General features: G+C 68.1%; 18 protein-coding genes. 16 read left to right on the forward strand and 2 right to left on the reverse strand.

Annotation, left to right across the window (positions count from 1 at the left end):
• The first annotated feature begins 188 nt into the window (after window positions 1-188).
• The 9 genes from ppsA (at window position 189) to glmM (ending at window position 9,199) form a co-directional block, all read left to right on the forward strand.
• Entirely contained in the window at window positions 189-2,591 is a 2,403-nt protein-coding gene (gene ppsA, locus BW996_RS18670) for a phosphoenolpyruvate synthase (RefSeq protein ID WP_037477732.1), read from the forward strand.
• Window positions 2,592-2,779: 188 nt separating this feature from the next.
• The gene (locus tag BW996_RS18675; protein ID WP_076459048.1) at window positions 2,780-3,040 is read left to right on the forward strand and encodes a DUF4212 domain-containing protein; all 261 of its coding nucleotides are present in this window, start codon (window positions 2,780-2,782) and stop codon (window positions 3,038-3,040) included.
• Complete coding sequence (locus tag BW996_RS18680; protein WP_037477730.1) at window positions 3,037-5,148, forward strand: sodium:solute symporter family protein; 2,112 nt, start codon at window positions 3,037-3,039, stop codon at window positions 5,146-5,148. Before BW996_RS18675 ends, BW996_RS18680 begins: the two co-directional genes overlap by 4 nt.
• Window positions 5,149-5,241: 93 nt before the next feature.
• Complete coding sequence (gene rpsF, locus BW996_RS18685) at window positions 5,242-5,604, forward strand: 30S ribosomal protein S6 (protein ID WP_037477728.1); 363 nt, start codon at window positions 5,242-5,244, stop codon at window positions 5,602-5,604.
• 43 nt (window positions 5,605-5,647) lie between these two features.
• Window positions 5,648-5,953, forward strand: a complete 306-nt coding sequence (gene priB / locus BW996_RS18690) for a primosomal replication protein N (RefSeq protein ID WP_037477726.1) — start codon at window positions 5,648-5,650, stop codon at window positions 5,951-5,953.
• Between the two features lie 13 nt (window positions 5,954-5,966).
• Window positions 5,967-6,251 (forward strand): 30S ribosomal protein S18, encoded by a 285-nt coding sequence (rpsR, locus tag BW996_RS18695; protein ID WP_037477724.1) that lies wholly within the window; start codon window positions 5,967-5,969, stop codon window positions 6,249-6,251.
• 13 nt (window positions 6,252-6,264) lie between these two features.
• A complete protein-coding gene (rplI, locus tag BW996_RS18700; protein WP_037477722.1) occupies window positions 6,265-6,717 on the forward strand; it encodes a 50S ribosomal protein L9 in 453 nt (150 codons plus the stop codon).
• Between the two features lie 100 nt (window positions 6,718-6,817).
• Window positions 6,818-7,690, forward strand: a complete 873-nt coding sequence (gene folP, locus BW996_RS18705) for a dihydropteroate synthase (protein ID WP_051631466.1) — start codon at window positions 6,818-6,820, stop codon at window positions 7,688-7,690.
• A 168-nt stretch (window positions 7,691-7,858) separates the two neighbouring features.
• Window positions 7,859-9,199, forward strand: coding sequence for a phosphoglucosamine mutase (gene glmM, locus BW996_RS18710; RefSeq protein ID WP_037477720.1), 1,341 nt, complete (start codon window positions 7,859-7,861; stop codon window positions 9,197-9,199).
• 80 nt (window positions 9,200-9,279) lie between these two features.
• On the opposite strand, the gene BW996_RS18715 is transcribed toward glmM, so the two are convergent.
• Complete coding sequence (locus BW996_RS18715) at window positions 9,280-9,774, reverse strand: fasciclin domain-containing protein (protein ID WP_037477718.1); 495 nt, start codon at window positions 9,772-9,774, stop codon at window positions 9,280-9,282.
• Between the two features lie 187 nt (window positions 9,775-9,961).
• On the opposite strand from BW996_RS18715, the gene pstS reads away from it, so the two are divergent.
• The 7 genes from pstS (at window position 9,962) to phoR (ending at window position 16,724) form a co-directional block, all read left to right on the forward strand.
• Window positions 9,962-10,999, forward strand: coding sequence for a phosphate ABC transporter substrate-binding protein PstS (pstS, locus tag BW996_RS18720; protein WP_037477716.1), 1,038 nt, complete (start codon window positions 9,962-9,964; stop codon window positions 10,997-10,999).
• Window positions 11,000-11,171: 172 nt separating this feature from the next.
• Entirely contained in the window at window positions 11,172-12,137 is a 966-nt protein-coding gene (gene pstC / locus BW996_RS18725) for a phosphate ABC transporter permease PstC (RefSeq protein WP_051631465.1), read from the forward strand.
• Window positions 12,138-12,153: 16 nt separating this feature from the next.
• A complete protein-coding gene (gene pstA, locus BW996_RS18730) occupies window positions 12,154-13,041 on the forward strand; it encodes a phosphate ABC transporter permease PstA (protein WP_076459051.1) in 888 nt (295 codons plus the stop codon).
• A gap of 24 nt (window positions 13,042-13,065) precedes the next feature.
• Window positions 13,066-13,851 (forward strand): phosphate ABC transporter ATP-binding protein PstB, encoded by a 786-nt coding sequence (gene pstB / locus BW996_RS18735; RefSeq protein WP_037477710.1) that lies wholly within the window; start codon window positions 13,066-13,068, stop codon window positions 13,849-13,851.
• A 50-nt stretch (window positions 13,852-13,901) separates the two neighbouring features.
• The gene (gene phoU / locus BW996_RS18740; protein ID WP_037477708.1) at window positions 13,902-14,606 is read left to right on the forward strand and encodes a phosphate signaling complex protein PhoU; all 705 of its coding nucleotides are present in this window, start codon (window positions 13,902-13,904) and stop codon (window positions 14,604-14,606) included.
• 1 nt (window position 14,607) lies between these two features.
• Window positions 14,608-15,309 (forward strand): phosphate regulon transcriptional regulator PhoB, encoded by a 702-nt coding sequence (gene phoB / locus BW996_RS18745; protein ID WP_037477706.1) that lies wholly within the window; start codon window positions 14,608-14,610, stop codon window positions 15,307-15,309.
• 44 nt (window positions 15,310-15,353) lie between these two features.
• A complete protein-coding gene (gene phoR / locus BW996_RS18750; RefSeq protein ID WP_081837913.1) occupies window positions 15,354-16,724 on the forward strand; it encodes a phosphate regulon sensor histidine kinase PhoR in 1,371 nt (456 codons plus the stop codon).
• Here the strand turns inward: phoR and BW996_RS18755 are convergent.
• Window positions 16,706-18,379, reverse strand: coding sequence for a glycosyltransferase family protein (locus tag BW996_RS18755; RefSeq protein ID WP_037477704.1), 1,674 nt, complete (start codon window positions 18,377-18,379; stop codon window positions 16,706-16,708). The genes phoR and BW996_RS18755 overlap by 19 nt on opposite strands.
• Window positions 18,380-18,397 lie beyond the last annotated feature (18 nt).

An 18,397-nucleotide genomic window follows, 5' to 3' on the forward strand; every position in this document is an offset into this window, starting at 1 on the left:
AGAATGGCCGGCAATTCGCTTCCACTGCCGATGCCGCGCCGCCCCGCCCACGCCCACCCAGAACGACGACAAGCGCGTCGGGTGACAGGTCGCGCCGCCACCGTTCTCGTCTGCCCTGGCTGCCTTCTGCGCCGCGGGGACCGGTCCGGCCCGGAAGCTCCGGTTTTTCTACATCATGGAGCTTTGTCATGTCTTCAACCCATCTGGAAACCGCCCTGGTCGTCCCGTTCGAGCAGCTGCGGATGACCGACGTCGACACGGTCGGCGGCAAGAATTCCTCTCTCGGTGAAATGATCAGCCAGCTGGCGGCCTCGGGCGTTCGTGTGCCTGGCGGCTTCGCCACGACCGCTCATGCCTTTCGCGAGTTCCTGGCGGCCAGCGACCTGACCGGCAAGATCAACGCCCGTTTGGACAACCTGGACACCGACGATGTGCGCGCGCTGGCCGAAGCCGGCGCCGAGATCCGTCGCTGGGTCGAGGACGCGCCGTTCCCCGCCGACCTCGAAGCGGCGATCCGCACCGAGTTCGCACGTCTGACCGAAGGCAACCCGGAAGCCTCCTTCGCGGTGCGCTCGTCGGCCACCGCCGAGGATCTGCCCGACGCTTCCTTCGCCGGTCAGCAGGAGACCTTCCTGAACGTCGTCGGCATCGAGGACGTGCTGCACAAGATCAAGGAAGTGTTCGCGTCGCTCTACAACGACCGCGCGATCTCCTACCGCGTCCACAAGGGCTTCGCGCACGCCGACGTCGCGCTGTCGGCCGGCATCCAGCGCATGGTGCGCTCGGACCTGGGTGCGGCCGGCGTGATGTTCACGATGGACACCGAGTCGGGCTTCCAGGACGTGGTCTTCATCACCTCCAGCTACGGCCTGGGCGAGACGGTGGTGCAGGGCGCGGTCAACCCGGACGAGTTCTACGTGCACAAGCCGGCGCTGAAGAACGGCAAGTTCGCCGTCATCCGCCGCAACCTCGGCTCCAAGCTGATCCGCATGGAGTTCGCCACGCCCGAGGAGAAGGCCGCCTCGAAGAAGCTGGTCAAGACCACCGACACGCCCACCGAGCTGCGCAACCGCTACTCGCTGACCGATGAGGACATCACGCAGCTGGGCCACTACGCGCTGATCATCGAGCAGCACTATGGCCGCCCGATGGACATCGAGTGGGGCAAGGACGGCGTCGACGGCCAGCTCTACATCCTGCAGGCCCGTCCCGAGACGGTGAAGAGCCAGGCCGCCGGCAAGGTCGAGCACCGCTACAAGCTCACCACCGGGGGTGACCGCGTCGTGCTGGCCGAAGGCCGCGCGATCGGCCAGAAGATCGGCACCGGCCCGGTCCGCCTGGTCCACTCGATCGCCGAGATGGAGCGGGTGCAGCCCGGCGACGTGCTGGTCACCGACATGACCGACCCGAACTGGGAGCCGGTGATGAAGCGCGCCGCCGCCATCGTCACCAACCGCGGCGGCCGGACCTGCCACGCGGCGATCATCGCCCGCGAGCTGGGCATCCCGGCGGTGGTCGGCTGCGGCGACGCCACCGAGCTGCTGAAGGACGGCCAGCTGGTCACGGTCGCCTGCTCGGAAGGCGACACCGGCTACATCTACGACGGCCTGCTCGAGATGGAGGTCAGCGAGGTCCAGCGCGGCGAGCTGCCGTACTCGCCGGTCAAGATCATGATGAACGTCGGCAACCCGCAGCTGGCTTTCGACTTCTGCCAGATGCCGAATTCCGGCGTCGGTCTGGCCCGCCTCGAGTTCATCATCAACAACAACATCGGCGTGCACCCGAAGGCGATCCTCGACTATCCGAACATCGACTCCGACCTCAAGAAGGCGGTCGAGTCGGTGGCGCGTGGTCATGCCAGCCCGCGTGCGTTCTACGTCGACAAGCTGGTGGAGGGCATCGCCACCATCGCTGCGGCCTTCTGGCCCAAGCCGGTGATCGTGCGTCTGTCGGACTTCAAGTCCAACGAGTACCGCAAGCTGATCGGCGGCAGCCGCTACGAGCCGGAAGAAGAGAACCCGATGCTGGGCTTCCGCGGCGCGGCGCGCTATGTCAGCAAGGAGTTCGGCGAGGCCTTCGCGATGGAGTGCGAGGCGCTCAAGCGCGTGCGCAACGACATGGGCCTGACCAACGTCGAGATCATGGTGCCCTTCGTGCGCACGCTGAAGCAGGCCGAGCGCGTCGTGGACATGCTGGCCGAGCAGGGCCTCAAGCGCGGCCAGAACGAGCTGCGCCTGATCATGATGTGCGAGATCCCGAGCAACGCCATCCTGGCCGAGCACTACCTCGAGTTCTTCGACGGCATGTCGATCGGCTCGAACGACCTGACGCAGCTGACGCTGGGTCTGGACCGCGACTCCGGCCTGGAACTGCTGGCGGCTGACTTCGACGAGCGTGACCCGGCCGTCAAGGCGCTGATCGCGCGCGCCATCGCCGCCTGCCGCGCCCGCGGCAAGTACATCGGCATCTGCGGCCAGGGCCCCAGCGACCACCCGGACTTCGCCGACTGGCTGGCCCAGGAAGGCATCGTGTCGATCTCGCTGAACCCCGACACGGTCGTCGACACCTGGCAGCGCCTGGCCAAGCGTTGATCCCGCGCTGATCCAGCGCTGATCCGGCCTCATCGAGGGCTCGTCCGGTAGGGCGGGCCCTTTTTCTTTTCTTTCCTGGCTGCTGTGTCGGCCTCTTGGTGTCAGTCCCGTGGTACCGGGGGACGCATGCGCGCACAATTCACGCCGAGGTGACAAGCATGCAAGGCGAGAAAGTGGGCGAATCTGCCATGAGGGCAAGGGTGTACTGGCGCAGGGTGCGCCTCTGGACCGTGCTGGGGCTGGCGCTGTGGTTCGGTGTCACCCTGGGCGTGTCGTGGTGGTCCTCGGCGCTGGATGCCTGGCGGGTCGGCCGCATGCCGGCGGGCTACTGGTGGGCGACCCAGGGTGCGATCGCCGTCTATCTGCTGATCATCGTCGGCCATGGCTGGGTGATGGATCGCCTCGAGCGGCGTTGCGCGCAGGCCGAGTCCGGCATGCGCGCCTCATGACGAGGCCGGATCTGTCGACCTCCGAGGAAACGCGGGTCTTCACCCGCACGCTCAACCGCCGCTACGCTCTCTACACCCTGTGCGTGCTGGTGTTCGTCGGCCTGCTGGCGGCGCTCGAGCATGCAGGCTGGCCGCGCAGCTGGATTGGCGGCACCTTCCTGATCGCCACCGTCGCGGTCTATGCGGCCATCGGCCTGATGTCGCGCACCACCGACGAGGCCGAGTACTACGTCGCCGGCCGCCGGGTGCCGGCGGTCTACAACGGCATGGCCACCGCGGCCGACTGGATGTCGGCCGCCTCCTTCATCGGCACCGCCGGCGTGCTCTATTTGCAGGGCTTCGCCGGTCTGGCCTACATCCTGGGCTGGACCGGGGGCTACTGCCTGGTCGCGCTGCTGCTGGCGCCCTATCTGCGCCGGCTCGGCTGCTTCACCATTCCCGAGTTCCTGGGCGCGCGCTATGGCGGCACCTGGCCTCGGCTGGTCGGGGTGATCGCGGTGACGCTGGTGTCCTTCGTCTACGTGGTGGTGCAGATCTATGGCGTCGGGCTGATCACCTCGCACCTGACCGGCTTCAGCTTCGAGATCGGCATCTTCGTCGGGCTGGGCGGGGTGCTGGTGTGTTCCTTCCTGGGCGGCATGCGTGCGGTCACCTGGACGCAGGTGGCGCAGTACATCGTGCTGATCATCGCCTACCTGACGCCGGTGGTCTGGCTGTCGCTGAACCAGACGGGCAGCCCTTTCCCGCTGTTCTCCTACGGACAGCAGCTCGAGCATGTCTCGCTGCGCGAGCAGATGCTCAAGGACGATCCGGCCGAGCTGGCGGTGATCCGCCAGCTCGAGGTGCGTGCGGCCGACGCCCGCCACAAGCTCGACGATGTGCGCCAGGCCATGGCCGACGATGTCGAGACGCTGACCGCCCAGGCCCGGGCGCTGCAGGCGGCCGACGCCGCGCCCTCGCGCATCCAGCAGGTCGAGCGCCGCCTGCTGACCCGGCCGCAGACCGAGGAGGAGGCGCGCCAGGTCTATCAGCGCGAGTACGAGGAGGCGCTGCAGCGCGCCCGGCCGCTGGGCGGGCTGCCGCCCCAGGCCCAGCCGCTGGTGGCCGGCGACCCGCGTGGCGACGCCCAGCAGCGGCGCGACTACGAGGAGGGCCGGCGCAATTTCCTGGCCCTGGTGCTGTGCCTGATGCTGGGCACCGCGGCGATGCCGCATGTGCTGACGCGCTACTACACCACGCCCTCGGTCAGCGAGGCGCGCCGCTCGGTCGGCTGGTCGCTGTTCTTCATCGCGCTGCTGTATCTGGCCGCGCCGGCCTTGGCGGTGATGGTCAAGTACGAAGTCTTCACCAATCTGATCGGTCTGCCTTTCGACCAGCTGCCAGGCTGGATCCGGCGCTGGGCCAAGCTCGACCCCTCGCTGGTCTCGGTCGAGGACATCAACGGCGACGGCCTGCTGCAGCTCGCCGAGCTGCACCTGGGCGGCGACGTGATCGTGCTGGCCGCACCCGAGATCGGCGGGCTGCCGCTGGTGGTGACCTATCTGGTGGCCGCCGGCGGCCTGGCCGCGGCGCTGTCGACCGCCGACGGCCTGCTGCTGACCATCTCCAACGCGCTGTCGCATGACCTGTACTTCCGCTTCGTCAACCCGCGCGCGCCGGCGATGCGCCGGGTGATGCTGTCGAAGTTCCTGGTGCTGGTGGTGGCGCTGATGGCAGCCTTCCTGGCCTCGATGCGCTTTGCCGACATCCTGCAGTTCGTCTCGGCAGCCTTCTCGCTGGCGGCGGCGGCCTTCTTCCCGGCGCTGGTGCTGGGCATCTTCTGGCAGCGCGCCAACCGCACCGGCGCGGTGCTGGGCATGCTGACCGGGCTGCTGGTGTGCGTCTTCTACATGGTGACCAACCATGAGGTGCTGCGGCGCATGTTTGGCATCACCTGGCCGCTGGCCGACTGCCGCTGGTGGGGCATCGATCCGGTGGCCGCGGGCGTCTTCGGCGTGCCCGCCGGTGCGCTGGTGCTGGTGCTGGTCAGCCTGCTGACCGCCCGGCCCGGCCCGGAGCAGCTGGCGGTGGTGGCGCGTCTGCGCGATCCTCTTTCCGGCAAGGGTTGATTCGCGCTATACTCGCAGGCTTTTCTTCCCTTGCTGCACCCGTGACAGACGCTGCGGGGCGGCTTCCGCAACAGGAATCCCCAAGGAGTTTCGATGCGTCATTATGAAATCGTGCTGCTGGTCCACCCGGACCAGAGCGAGCAGGTTCCGGCCATGCTGGAGCGCTACAAGGCCCTGGTGACCGCTTCGGGCGGCCAGGTCCACCGTGTCGAGGACTGGGGTCGCTTCCAGCTCGCCTACCTGATCAACAAGCTGGCCAAGGCGCACTACCTGTGCCTGAACATCGAGTGCAGCAAGGAAACCCTGGCTGAGATCGAGACCGGCTTCCGCTTCAACGATGCCGTGCTGCGTCACCTGACGGTGCGTCGCGACAAGGCCGAGACCGGCCCGTCGTCGATGATGAAGCGCGTCGAGAAGGAAGAAGCGCGCAAGTCCCAGCAGGAGGCGAGCGCCTGATATCCGGTTCCTGACGCCGCACGCGACCCTGCGACCGACCGCGATGAACCAGCTTGTCCTTCAAGCCACCGTCGTCGAGCGCGCCGCGCTGCGCCACACCCCGGCCGGTCTGCCGGCGCTCGATGTCCGCCTGGCGCATGCCTCGCAGGTCGAGCATGCCGGAATGCCTCGGCAGGTCGCGCTGGAGATCCATGCGACCGCCATCGGCGAGACCGCCGGGCGCCTGCAGCAGCTGCAGGTCGGCCAGGAAGCCCTGTTCCAGGGTTTTCTCGGCAAGCAGCGCAGTGGCCGTGGCGTCATGTTCCATATCAGTTCGTTCCAATCCGTTCCTCACACATCCGCACCGTAATCAGGAGGTCTTCATGCCCCCGCCGCGCAGCAAGTTTTCCAAGGGCCGCAAGGTCAAGCGCAACCAGCAGTCGCTGCTGTTCAAGCGCAAGCGTTTCTGCCGCTTCACCGTCGCCGGTGTCGAATCGATCGACTACAAGGATCTCGACATCCTGCGCGACTTCGTCGGCGAGAACGGCAAGATCACGCCGGCCCGTCTGACCGGCACCCGCGCGATCTACCAGCGTCAGCTGACCACCTCGATCAAGCGCGCCCGTTTCCTGGCGCTGCTGCCGTACAGCGACCAGCACAAGGTCTGAGAGGAGAAACGCGATGCAAGTGATCCTGCTCGAAAAGGTCGCCAATCTGGGCGTGCTGGGTGATGTCGTCAAGGTCAAGGACGGCTATGCCCGCAACTTCCTGATCCCGACCGGTGCCGCACGCCGTGCCACCGAGAAGGCCATCAAGGAATTCGAAGCGCGCCGCGCCGAACTGGAAAAGGCCCAGGCTGAGAAGCTGGCCGCCGCTCAGGCCCAAGGCGAGAAGCTGGCTGGCAAGACCGTCACCATCAGCCAGAAGGCTGGCGTCGACGGCCGTCTGTTCGGTTCGGTGACCAACGCCGACATCGCCGAAGCGCTGAAGTCGCAAGGCGTCGAGATCGTCAAGGCGCAGGTGCGTCTGCCCAACGGCCCGCTGAAGGTCGTCGGCGAGCAGACCGTCGCGATCGCGCTGCACCACGATGTCGTGGTCGACGTGACCGTGGCCGTCGTCGGCGAGACCGACTGATCAGCCTGATTCCGGTGCGCCGGAGTCATCTGCAAGAGGCCGGCATCCGCCGGCCTTTTTTCGTTTCCGCTGACTGCGTTGCTGCTGACCCGCTCTGACCATGTCCACGCTGCTGTTCCGACCTGATGGCGCGCCAGTCTGGCGCACCACCCGCCATGTGCTGGCCCTCGACCGGGTGCGCATCATGGGCATCGTCAATGCCACGCCGGATTCCTTCTCGGATGGCGGGCGCGATCCGGCGGCCTCGCTGCGGCATTGCGAGACGCTGATCGGGCAGGGCGCCGACATTCTCGACATCGGCGGCGAGTCGACCCGGCCCGGGGCCGAGCCGGTGCCGGCCGACGAGGAGTGGCGGCGCATCGCGCCGGTGCTGCGCCATGCGCTGACCTTGGGCGTGGCGGTGTCGGTCGATACCTGCAAGCCCGAGGTGATGCGCCGCGCGCTCGATCTGGGTGTCGACATCGTCAACGATATTGCCGCGCTGCGCGCACCCGGCGCGGTCGATGCAGTTGCGGCCCACCCGTCCTGCGGTCTGTGCCTGATGCACATGACGGGCGAGCCGCGCACGATGCAGCTGGCGCCGCACCATGACGATGTCGTCGCCGAGGTGGCCGCGCATCTGGCCGGCCGGGTGGCCGAGCTGGCGGCGCGTGGCGTGGCGCGCGAGCGCATCGTGCTCGATCCGGGCATCGGCTTCGGCAAGCGGGTCGAGGACAACTTCGCGCTGATCCGCGGCCAGCAGGCGCTGCTCGCGCTGGGGCTGCCGGTGCTGGCGGGCTGGTCGCGCAAGTCCTCGCTCGGTGCGGTCACCGGCGGCCGGCCGGTGGGCGAGCGCATGGTCGCCAGCGTGGCTGCTGCCTTGGCTGCGGCGCACTGCGGCGCTCGCATCGTGCGGGTGCATGATGTGGCCGAGACCGCCGATGCGCTGAAGGTCTGGCAGGCGGCAGATCTGCTGCCGCGTGCCGAAACCTGATCCATCCCATGCCCACGGCATGCAAAGGCTGTTAATTAAGGAAAGAGTCGCGCGGGCTTCATCCGCCAGCAGCGACAATCGGTGACCCGCCTGTGTAATGAAATGTTTCTGTAAGGGCATTTCCTTGCCGGCGGCAGGAGAGGCACTCGACCCCAGGACTGAAACGAGATGAGCAGACAGTATTTCGGCACCGACGGCATTCGCGGCACCGTCGGCACCTATCCGATCACGCCGGACTTCGCGCTGCGTCTGGGCAATGCGGTGGGGCGCGTGCTGCGCGCTGGCCGCCCCGATGGCGAGCGCCCGGTGGTGCTGATCGGCAAGGACACCCGCATTTCCGGCTACATGCTGGAGTCCTCGCTGGAGGCCGGGCTGAACTCGGCCGGCGTCGACGTGATGCTGACCGGGCCGCTGCCCACGCCGGGCGTGGCCTACCTGACGCGTGCGCTGCGGCTGGACCTGGGCGTGGTGATCAGCGCCTCGCACAACCCCTTCGGCGACAACGGCATCAAGTTCTTCTCGGCCAAGGGCGAGAAGCTGCCTGACGCCTGGGAGATCCAGGTCGAGGCCGAGCTCGAGCGCGAGCCGGTCTGGGTCGACTCGGTGGCGCTGGGGCGCGCGCGCCGGCTGCAGGATGCCTCCGGCCGCTACATCGAGTTCTGCAAGTCGACCTTCTCCAACGAGCTGTCGCTCAAGGGCCTGAAGATCGTCGTCGACGGCGCGCACGGCGCGGCCTACCAGATCGCGCCGGACGTGTTCCACGAGCTTGGCGCCGAGGTGGTGCGCATCGGCTGCGAGCCCGACGGCTACAACATCAACGAGGGCGTCGGCGCGACGCATCCGCGCACGCTGCTGGCGGCGGTGCGCGCGCACAGCGCCGACTACGGCATCGCGCTCGACGGCGATGCCGACCGGCTGCAGATGGTCGACAGCGACGGCCGCATCTACAACGGCGACGAGCTGCTGTACGTGATGGTGGCCGACCGGCTGGCGCAGGGCGAGCGCGTGCCCGGCGTGGTCGGCACCCTGATGACCAACATGGCCGTCGAGCTGGCGATCCGCGGCCAGGGCATCGAGTTCATCCGTGCCAAGGTGGGCGATCGCTACATCCTGGAGGAACTCTCGCGCCGTGGCTGGCAGCTCGGCGGCGAGGGCTCGGGCCATCTGCTGGCGCTGGACCGCCACACCACCGGCGACGGCATCGTCAGCGCGTTGCAGGTGCTGCAGGCGCTGCAGCGCGGCCGCAGGTCGCTGGCCGACATGCTCGAGGGCGTCGAGCTGTTCCCGCAGACGCTGATCAACGTGCGCCTGAAGCCCGGCCAGGACTGGAAGGCCAACCGCGCGCTGGCCGAGATGCAGTCGGTCATCACGGCAGAGCTCGGCGACAGCGGCCGCATCCTGATCCGCGCCTCCGGCACCGAGCCGCTGGTGCGGGTGATGGTCGAGGCGCGCGATGCCGAGGTCGCGCGCTCCAGCGCCGAGCGCCTGGCCGCGACGCTGCGCGACTGATCCGCGAGGCAGAAAGACCCAGAAGCAGCAAGGGGGCGGATCCGCCAGGATCCGCCCCCTTGGCTTTGCTCGGCCCCGGCTTACTTCTTGACCGGCGGCATCAGCACGCGGTCGATGACATGCACGGTGCCGTTGCGGACCGGCAGGTCGGCCTGCACGATCATCGCTTCTTCCAGCGTCACGAAGTCGCCGGCGCGCGAGGTGGTGATCTCGGTGCCGGTACTGGTGCGCACCTTGGCCGGCATCTCGCGTGCGCTCACCCGACCCGCGACCACATGGTGGCCGAGCACGGCCTTGAGCCGAGCCGGGTCGGCAGCCAGTGCGTCCAGCGTGGCCTTGGGCACCGCCTTGAAGGCCTCGTCGTTCGGGGCCAGCACCGTCAGCGCCGCCTCGCCGCGCAGGGTGTCCTGCAGACCGGCCTGAGTCACCAGACGGTTCAGCGTCGACAGCTCCGGCCGGGCGGCCAGGGTGTCGGCCAGCGTCGGGGCCGGGTTCAGGCTGGCGCAGCCCGACATCAGCAGGGCGCAGGCGATGGCGCCGACGCTGCCCAGGAAAAGGCGCTTGGGTTGTGGCATGGAGTCGCTCCTCGAGATCTGATCGCTATGGATCGCTACAAACTGCAGAAGTGTCTCGACGAGCCGTGACCCTCTCATGACAATGCCGAGCGGCTGGAGGGGTCACGGAAGTGTCACAAACCGACCCTAGCATGCAGCCTGTCACGGCCCTGGCGCCGGTTTTGCAACAAGTCACCAAGGACACGTCATGAATTCCAGCGCTTTCGGTCGCGGTCTCCTTTCCTTCACCCTGCTGGCTGCGGCCTCGCTGGCCTCTGCTCAGGACGTGACCGGTGCAGGCGCGACCTTCCCGGCTCCGGTCTACGCGAAGTGGGCCGATGCCTACAACAAGGCCACCGGCGCCAAGGTGAACTACCAGTCGGTCGGCTCGGGCGCCGGCCTGAAGCAGATCAAGTCGAAGACGGTCGACTTCGGTGCCTCCGACATGCCGCTGAAGGATGAGGAACTGGCGGCCGACGGCCTGATGCAGTTCCCCACCGTGATCGGCGGCGTGGTGCCGGTGGTCAACATCAAGGGCATTCAGCCGGGTCAGATCAAGCTGACCGGCCAGCTGCTGGGCGACATCTACCTGGGCAAGATCACCAAGTGGAACGATCCGGCGCTGGTCGCGCAGAACCCGGGCGTGCCGCTGCCGGACGCGGCCATCTCGGTCGTGCGTCGTGCCGACGGCTCGGGCACCACCTTCATCTTCACCAACTACCTGTCGAAGGTGAACGCCGAGTGGAAGGCCAAGGCGGGCGAGGGAACCGCGGTCAACTGGCCGACCGGTGCCGGCGGCAAGGGCAACGAAGGCGTGTCGGCCTTCGTGATGCGTCTGCCCAACTCGATCGGCTATGTCGAGTACGCCTACGCCAAGCAGAACAAGATGTCGCACGTGCTGATGAAGAACAAGGACGGCAACTTCGTCGCGCCGGATGACGCCAACTTCAAGGCCGCGGCGGCCGGTGCGGACTGGAGCAAGTCCTTCTACCAGGTGCTGACCGAGCAGGCGGGCAAGGACGCCTGGCCGCTGACGGGCGCCACCTTCATCCTGATGCACAAGGCGCAGGACAAGCCGGCCTCGGCGGTGGGTTCGCTGAAGTTCTTCGACTGGGCCTATGCCAACGGCGACAAGATGGCGGCCGACCTCGAGTACGTCTCGCTGCCGGACTCGGTCAAGGCGCTGGTGCGCAAGCAGTGGGCCGAGATCAAGGACGGCTCCGGCAAGGCGATTGCCTACAAGTGATCTGAACGGGCCTGATCCGGGCTGATCTGATCGGATCGGGTCTGTTCCCACCGAAGGCGAGCCGGTGCGCCCCTTGCGCTGCCGACTCGCCTTTGCCATGAAGAACCCCCCAGAAGGAGTGGCCATGGCCGCTACACTGCCGGCTGACAGTTCACCGACTGCAGCCAAGAACATGATCAAGACTTCCGGCTCCGGCCAGCCCCGCAGTGCACGCAAGCCCTGGGCCGACACCTTGTTCGCGCTGCTGGCGCGTGCCAGCGCGCTGCTGACGCTGGCACTGCTGATCGGCATCATCGTGTCGCTGATCGACGGCGCGATGCCGGCGATCCGCGAGTACGGCCTGTCCTTCCTGTGGCGCAGCGAATGGGATCCGGTCCAGGACCAGTACGGCGGCCTGGTGATGATCTACGGCACGCTGATGACCTCGATCATCGCGCTGCTGATCGCAGTGCCGGTGAGCTTCGGCATCGCGCTGTTCCTGACCGAGCTGTCGCCGGCCTGGCTGAAGCGCCCGCTGGGCATCGCCGTCGAGCTGCTGGCGGCCGTGCCGTCGATCGTCTATGGCATGTGGGGCCTGATGGTCTTCGGCCCGCTGCTGTCCGAACATGTGCAGATGCCGCTGCAGGGCCTGTTCCAGGGCGTGCCGGTGCTGGGCGAGCTGTTTTCGGGTCCGCCGGTGGGCATCGGTCTGATGTCGGCCGGCATCATCCTGGCGATCATGATCATCCCGTTCATCGCCTCGGTGATGCGCGATGTCTTCGAGGTCACGCCGCCGATGCTGAAGGAGTCCGCCTATGGCCTGGGCTCGACCACCTGGGAGGTGGTCTGGAAGGTGGTGCTGCCCTACACCAAGACCGGCGTGGTCGGTGGTGTGATGCTGGGTCTGGGCCGTGCGCTGGGCGAGACGATGGCGGTCACCTTCGTGATCGGCAACATGAACCAGCTCAACTCGCTGTCGCTGTTCGAGGCGGCCAACAGCATCACCTCTGCGCTGGCCAACGAGTTCGCCGAGGCCAACGAGGGTCTGCATCAGGCCTCGCTGATCTATCTGGGCCTGGTGCTGTTCTTCATCACCTTCGTGGTGCTGTCGTTCTCGAAGGTGCTGCTGGCGCAGCTGAAGAAGAACGAGGGCCGCTGACATGAACACCTCCTCCATGAGCACTGCCTCGAGCACCGCAGCCACCTCCGCGCTGCATGCCTCGCGCGCGGCGATGCATCGCCGCCGCAAGTGGGTCAACAACGTCGCGCTGCTGCTGTCGCTGGCGGCGATGGCCTTCGGTCTGGTCTGGCTGGTCTGGATCCTGTTCGAGACCATTCGCCTCGGCCTCGGCGGCCTGTCGCTGATGACCTTCACCGAGATGACGCCGCCGCCCCAGGAAGAGATCGGTGGCCTGGCCAACGCGATCATGGGCTCGCTGATGATGGTGACGCTGGCCACGCTGATCGGCACGCCGGTCGGCGTGATGGCCGGTGTCTACCTGGCCGAGTACGGCCGCACCGGCTGGCTGGGCAGCGTGACCCGCTTCATCAACGACATCCTGCTGTCGGCACCCTCGATCGTGATCGGCCTGTTCATCTATGCCGTCTGGGTCGACCGCTTCAAGTCCTTCTCGGGCTTTGCCGGCGTGCTGGCGCTGGCGCTGATCGTCATTCCGGTGGTGATCCGCACCACCGAGAACATGCTCAGCCTGATCCCGAACGCGATGCGCGAGGCCGCCTACGCGCTGGGCACGCCGAAGTGGAAGGTGATCCTGTCGATCACGCTGAAGTCGGCCCGCGCCGGCGTCATCACCGGCGTGCTGCTGGCGATCGCTCGCATCTCGGGTGAAACCGCGCCGCTGCTGTTCACCGCGCTGTCGAACCAGTTCTGGACCACCAACCTGAACGAGCCGATGGCCAGCCTGCCGGTGACCATCTTCAAGTTCGCGATGAGCCCCTACGAGAACTGGCAGAAGCTGGCCTGGGCCGGCGTATTCCTGATCACCATCGGTGTCCTGGCGCTCAACATCATCGCCCGCACCTTCCTGCGCAACAAGCACTGAGCATTGAGCACTGAGTCACCCATCATGGATACCCAAGTCAATCTGCCGACGACCGAGAAGGTCAAGCTGTCGGTGCGCAACCTGAACTTCTACTACGGCGCCTTCCACGCGCTGAAGAACATCAACATGGATCTGCCCGAGAAGAAGGTCACCGCCTTCATCGGGCCCTCGGGCTGCGGCAAGTCGACGCTGCTGCGCACCTTCAACCGCATGTTCGAGCTCTACCCCGAGCAGCGCGCCGAAGGCCAGATCCTGCTCGACGGCCAGGACATCCTGACCAGCAAGGAAGACGTCTCGCTGATCCGTGCCCGCGTCGGCATGGTGTTCCAGAAGCCGACGCCCTTCCCGATGTCGATCTACGACAACATCGCCTTCGGCGTGCGCCTGTTCGAGAACCTCTCGCGCGTCGAGATGGACGAGCGCGTCGAGTGGGCGTTGAAGAAGGCCGCGCTGTGGACCGAGGTCAAGGACAAGCTCGACCAGAGCGGCTCGGGCCTGTCGGGCGGCCAGCAGCAGCGTCTGTGCATCGCACGCGGCATCGCGATCAAGCCGGAAGTGCTGCTGCTCGACGAGCCGTGCTCGGCGCTGGACCCGATCTCGACCGGCAAGATCGAGGAGCTGATCGACGAGCTGAAGTCCGACTACACCGTGCTGATCGTCACCCACAACATGCAGCAGGCCGCGCGCAGCTCGGACTACACCGCCTACATGTACCTGGGCGACCTGATCGAGTTCGGCCCCACCTCCGACATCTTCATGAAGCCGAAGAAGAAGGAGACCGAGGACTACATCACCGGTCGCTTCGGCTGATCGCGGTCCCGGAACCAGGACCACAGGACACAGGACACAGGAGTCTCTCGATGGACAAGCATCTCTCCAGCCAGTTCGACGCCGAGCTCAGCGGCATTTCCACCCGCGTGCTCGAGATGGGCGGCCTGGTCGAGGCCCAGGTGGCCCAGGCGGTCCAGGCGCTGACGCTGTTCAGCACCGACATCGCCACCCAGGTGATCCGCATCGAGGAGCGGGTCAACCAGATGGAGATGGAGATCGACCGTGACCTGTCGTCGATCATCGCGCGCCGCCAGCCGACCGCACGCGATCTGCGCCTGCTGATCGCCATCTCCAAGACCATCGGCAACCTCGAGCGCGTCGGCGACGAGGCCGCGCGCATCGCCCGCACCGTGCAGGGGCTGGTGAGCACCGGGGTGTCGAGCCGGCTGCGTTTCCCGGTGGGCGATGTCTCGCACGAGGCCAGCCTGGCGACCAACCTGCTGCGCAAGTCGCTGGACGCCTTCGCGCGTCTGGACACCAACCAGGCGCTCGAGGTGATCCGTCAGGACAACGAGATCGACCGCGAGTTCGACGGCCTGATGCGCAAGCTCATCACCTACATGATGGAAGACCCGCGCACCATCTCGGCGGCGATCGATCTGGTCTTCGTCGCCAAGGCGATCGAGCGGGTCGGCGATCACGCGAAGAACCTGGCCGAGCAGATCATCTACATCGTCAAGGGCACCGACGTGCGGCACAACCCGCCCGACGCGGTCGCCGACATGGTCAAGTGACGTGACCCGCACGCTGATCGTCGAGGACGAGCCGGCGATCGCCGAGCTGATCGCGATCCATCTGCGCCATGCCGGCCATGAGGTGACGCAGGCCGGCACGGTGCCGCAGGCGCGCGCGGCGGTCGACGCGGTGCTGCCCGATCTGGTGGTGCTGGACTGGATGCTGCCCGGGGGCTCCGGCCTGGAGCTGGCGCGCCACTGGCGCGCGGCCGCGCGCACCCGCGAACTGCCGATCCTGATGCTCACCGCACGCGGCGACGAGGCCGACATGATCGCCGGGCTCGATGCCGGCGCCGACGACTATCTGGTCAAGCCCTTCTCGCCGGGCGAGCTGATGGCGCGCATCCGCGCGGTGCTGCGCCGGCGTGCGCCGGCCGCGCTGGCCGAGGGGCAGCTGCAGGTCGGGCCGCTGCGGCTCGACCAGGCAGCCCATCGGCTCGAGGTCGATGGCCGGCCGGTCAAGCTCGGTCCGACCGAGTTCCGGCTGATCCAGCACCTGATGAGCCATCCGGAGCGGGTCCACAGCCGCTCGCAGCTGCTCGACCGGGTCTGGGGCGACCATGTCTTCATCGAGGAGCGCACCGTCGATGTCCACATCAAGCGGCTGCGCGAGTCGCTGATGCCGGTCGATGCCGGGCGCATGATCGAGACGGTGCGGGGCGCCGGCTACCGCTTGCTGAAGGATCGTCCCGCCGCCGGCTGAGCCGGGCTGCGCGAGAGACGACAGGACAGGGAAGGTTCCACATCATGAGTCTGGCGCTCAAGCGCCTGCTGTCGCTGCTGCTGAGCCTGAGCCTGCTGGCGCTGGTCGGCGGGGTGGTCGGGCTGAAGCTGGGTGCGCCAGTGCTGGGCACCTGGGCCGGCGCGCTGCTGGGTGCGGCCTGGGCCGGCTGGCGCGATGCCCGCCGTGCCGGACGGCTGATGCGCTGGATGCGCGGCAACATGGAGGCCGAGGCCCCGCGCGACGGCGAACTCTGGGGCGAGCTGGCCTACCGGACCGAGCGCGCGCTGCTGCAGCGCGAGCAGCGCATGCAGCTCGAGCGGCGTCGGCGCGAGGAGTTCCTCAGCGCGATCGAGGCCTCGCCCAACGGCGTGCTGCTGCTCGACGCCGACGAGCAGATCGTCTGGGTCAGCCAGGTGGCCGCCGTTCATCTGGGGCTGGATCCCGAGCGTGACATCGGCCAGCGCATCACCAATCTGGTGCGAACACCGGCCTTTGTCGCGGCGCTGCAGTCGGGCAGCACCGAGCCGCTGCTGATGGCGGGCAGCCAGCCCGCGCAGCTTCTGCTGTCGGTGCTGGTGCGCCGCTACGGCAGCGTCGGCCAGCGGCTGGTGCTGACGCAGGATGTGACCGAGCGCCAGCGCAACGAGGCGATGCGGCGCGACTTCGTCGCCAATGTCTCGCACGAGATCCGCACGCCGCTGACGGTGCTGGCCGGCTTCGTCGAGACGATGGCCACGCTGCCGCTCGGACCCGATGACCGCGAGCGCATGCTGCAGCTGATGACCCAGCAGACCCGGCGCATGCAGACCCTGGTGACGGACCTGCTGACGCTGGCGCGCCTGGAGGGCAGTCCGCAGCCCGCGCCCGACGACTGGCATCCGGTGGCCGACCTGATCGAGCAGATCGGCGTCGAGACGCAAGGGCTGTCGCGCGGTCGGCACCTGATCCGCCTGCCCGAGACCGGCGACGCCGATCTGGCGGGCGTGGAGCTGGCGGGCAATCTCAGCGAGCTGCTGTCGGCGATGACCAATCTGGCCAGCAACGCGGTGCGCTACACGCCCGACGAGGGCCGGATCTCGATCGGCTGGCAGCTTCGCCCGGGCGGCGGCGCGGTGTTCGAGGTCAAGGACAGCGGCATCGGCATCGCGCGCGACCATCTGCCGCGACTGACCGAGCGCTTCTACCGGATCGACGGCAGCCGCTCGCGCGAGACCGGCGGCACTGGCCTGGGCCTGTCCATCGTCAAGCATGTGGTGCAGCGCCATGGCGCCGAGCTGACGATCGACAGCCAGATCGGCGAGGGCTCGACCTTCCGCATCCTGTTCCCGGCCTCCCGGGTCCGGGTGCACCGGGCGGTGGCCGAGGCCGCGCAGGCTCAGGAGCTGCGCCGGTAGATCAGGATCACTTCGTCGCGGTCGGTCGGGCGGCGCACCCGGGTCTGCAGCTGCCAGCCCGCCAGCACCGGACTGCGCTGGCGCTGCGGCTCGGTGCCGATGCGCTCGCCTTGCGCCAGCACCAGCCAGCGGCAGTCGGTGCGGCGCGGGTCGCGGGTCAGCGTCCAGCGGCCGTGCACCTCCAGCGCGGCCAGCTGGCCGCGGCTGAACTCGGGCGCGACCAGGCAGGCACCCGCCGGCACCTGCTGCGCGATCTGGCGCACCATCGGCCGATAGCTGCGTGCGTAGTCGAGCACCGGCAGCAGCAGCGTCATCGTCAGCAGCCAGCTCAGCGCCACGCCGCCGGCCGGCAGCACCAGGGTCTTCCACAGCGCCTGGCGGTGGCGCCCGGTGCGCCAGCGCACCAGGGCCAGCCAGGCCAGCGTGCCCGCCAGGGCCGCCAGCAGCGCCAGCGGCTGGAACACCGGCTCGAAGCCGGGGGCGAGCTTCATGATGTTGCCGGCCGGCCGCGCCGGGATGCCGGCATGCATCGACAGGTAGAGCACCCACACCGTCAGCGCGCAGGCGCTGAAGAAGAAGACCGAGAACCAGTCGATCGCCGCGCCGACGCTGCGCCTGAGCGTGGGCAGCGCGAAGGCGGCCATGATCGCCAGTGCCGGCAGCGCCAGCATCAGCGCACGGTCCGATCCGCCCATGCCGATGCTCGCCGCCAGCGCGATCAGCAGCACCGCCAGCGGCACCGACAGATGGCGCTTGAGCAGATGACGGCGCCAGTGCCACAGCGTCCATCCGGCCAGCGGCCAGACCGGCCAGGTGAACCAGATCAGCAGCCGCGCCAGGCTGGCCGGATCGCGCAGCGGCGCCAGTCGCCAGGCCCAGGCCTGCAGCAGCGTCGCGACGATGCCGGCCAGCAGGGCGCCGGCCAGCAGCCAGGGAACCTGGCGGCGAGCATCTGCATAGCTCGAGCGCCGACTGATCAGCATGCCGGCCAGGGCCAGCAGCAGGCCGGTGGTGGCTGCGCCGCTGGCCGCCAGCAGGGCCGGCGCCAGCAGTACCGCGATCCGGCCATGCCAGGTCTTGTACGGACTGACCGCCAGGCCATAGAGCAGCAGGGCGGTGGCGGCCAGCTGCACCAGCTCCGGCGTGGTCTCGTGACCGAGCTGCAGCAGGCCGAGCGAGGCGATCAGGGCCAGCAGCGCGCCATCGGCGATCGCGCGCGCATAGTCGACCGGATGGGCTTCGCCGCCGAAGGCGAAGGCCAGCGGCTGTGCGGCTTCGGTCCGGGCCAGATGCAGCGTGGCATACCAGACCAGCGCCATCGTCGCGGCCAGCAGCAGCGCGAAGGGCAGGCGCGCCGCCAGTGCCGGATCCAGTCCCAGCGGTGTCAGCAGCGCCATCGAGGCCGCGCCGAGCCAGTAGGGCAGCACGCCGCCCTCGGCCACCAGCCCGGCGATCGCGGGCTGCAGCCAGCTTGACTCGCCGCGCAGCAGGCTGGTCATGTAGCCGTAGGCGGCGATGTCGGCATTCTTCCAGGGGTCGCGGCCGAAGACGCCGGGCAGCAGATAGGCCGCGCAGAACAGCAGCAGCGCCAGCCGGGGCAGCCGCACGACGGCGCGCTGCGAGACCAGGGCAGGGGTGGGGCGGGTATCGGTCACGGCGACGGGCGCGTCAGG

It is taken from the genome of Sphaerotilus natans (assembly GCF_900156335.1).
Lineage (GTDB): Bacteria > Pseudomonadota > Gammaproteobacteria > Burkholderiales > Burkholderiaceae_C > Sphaerotilus > Sphaerotilus natans.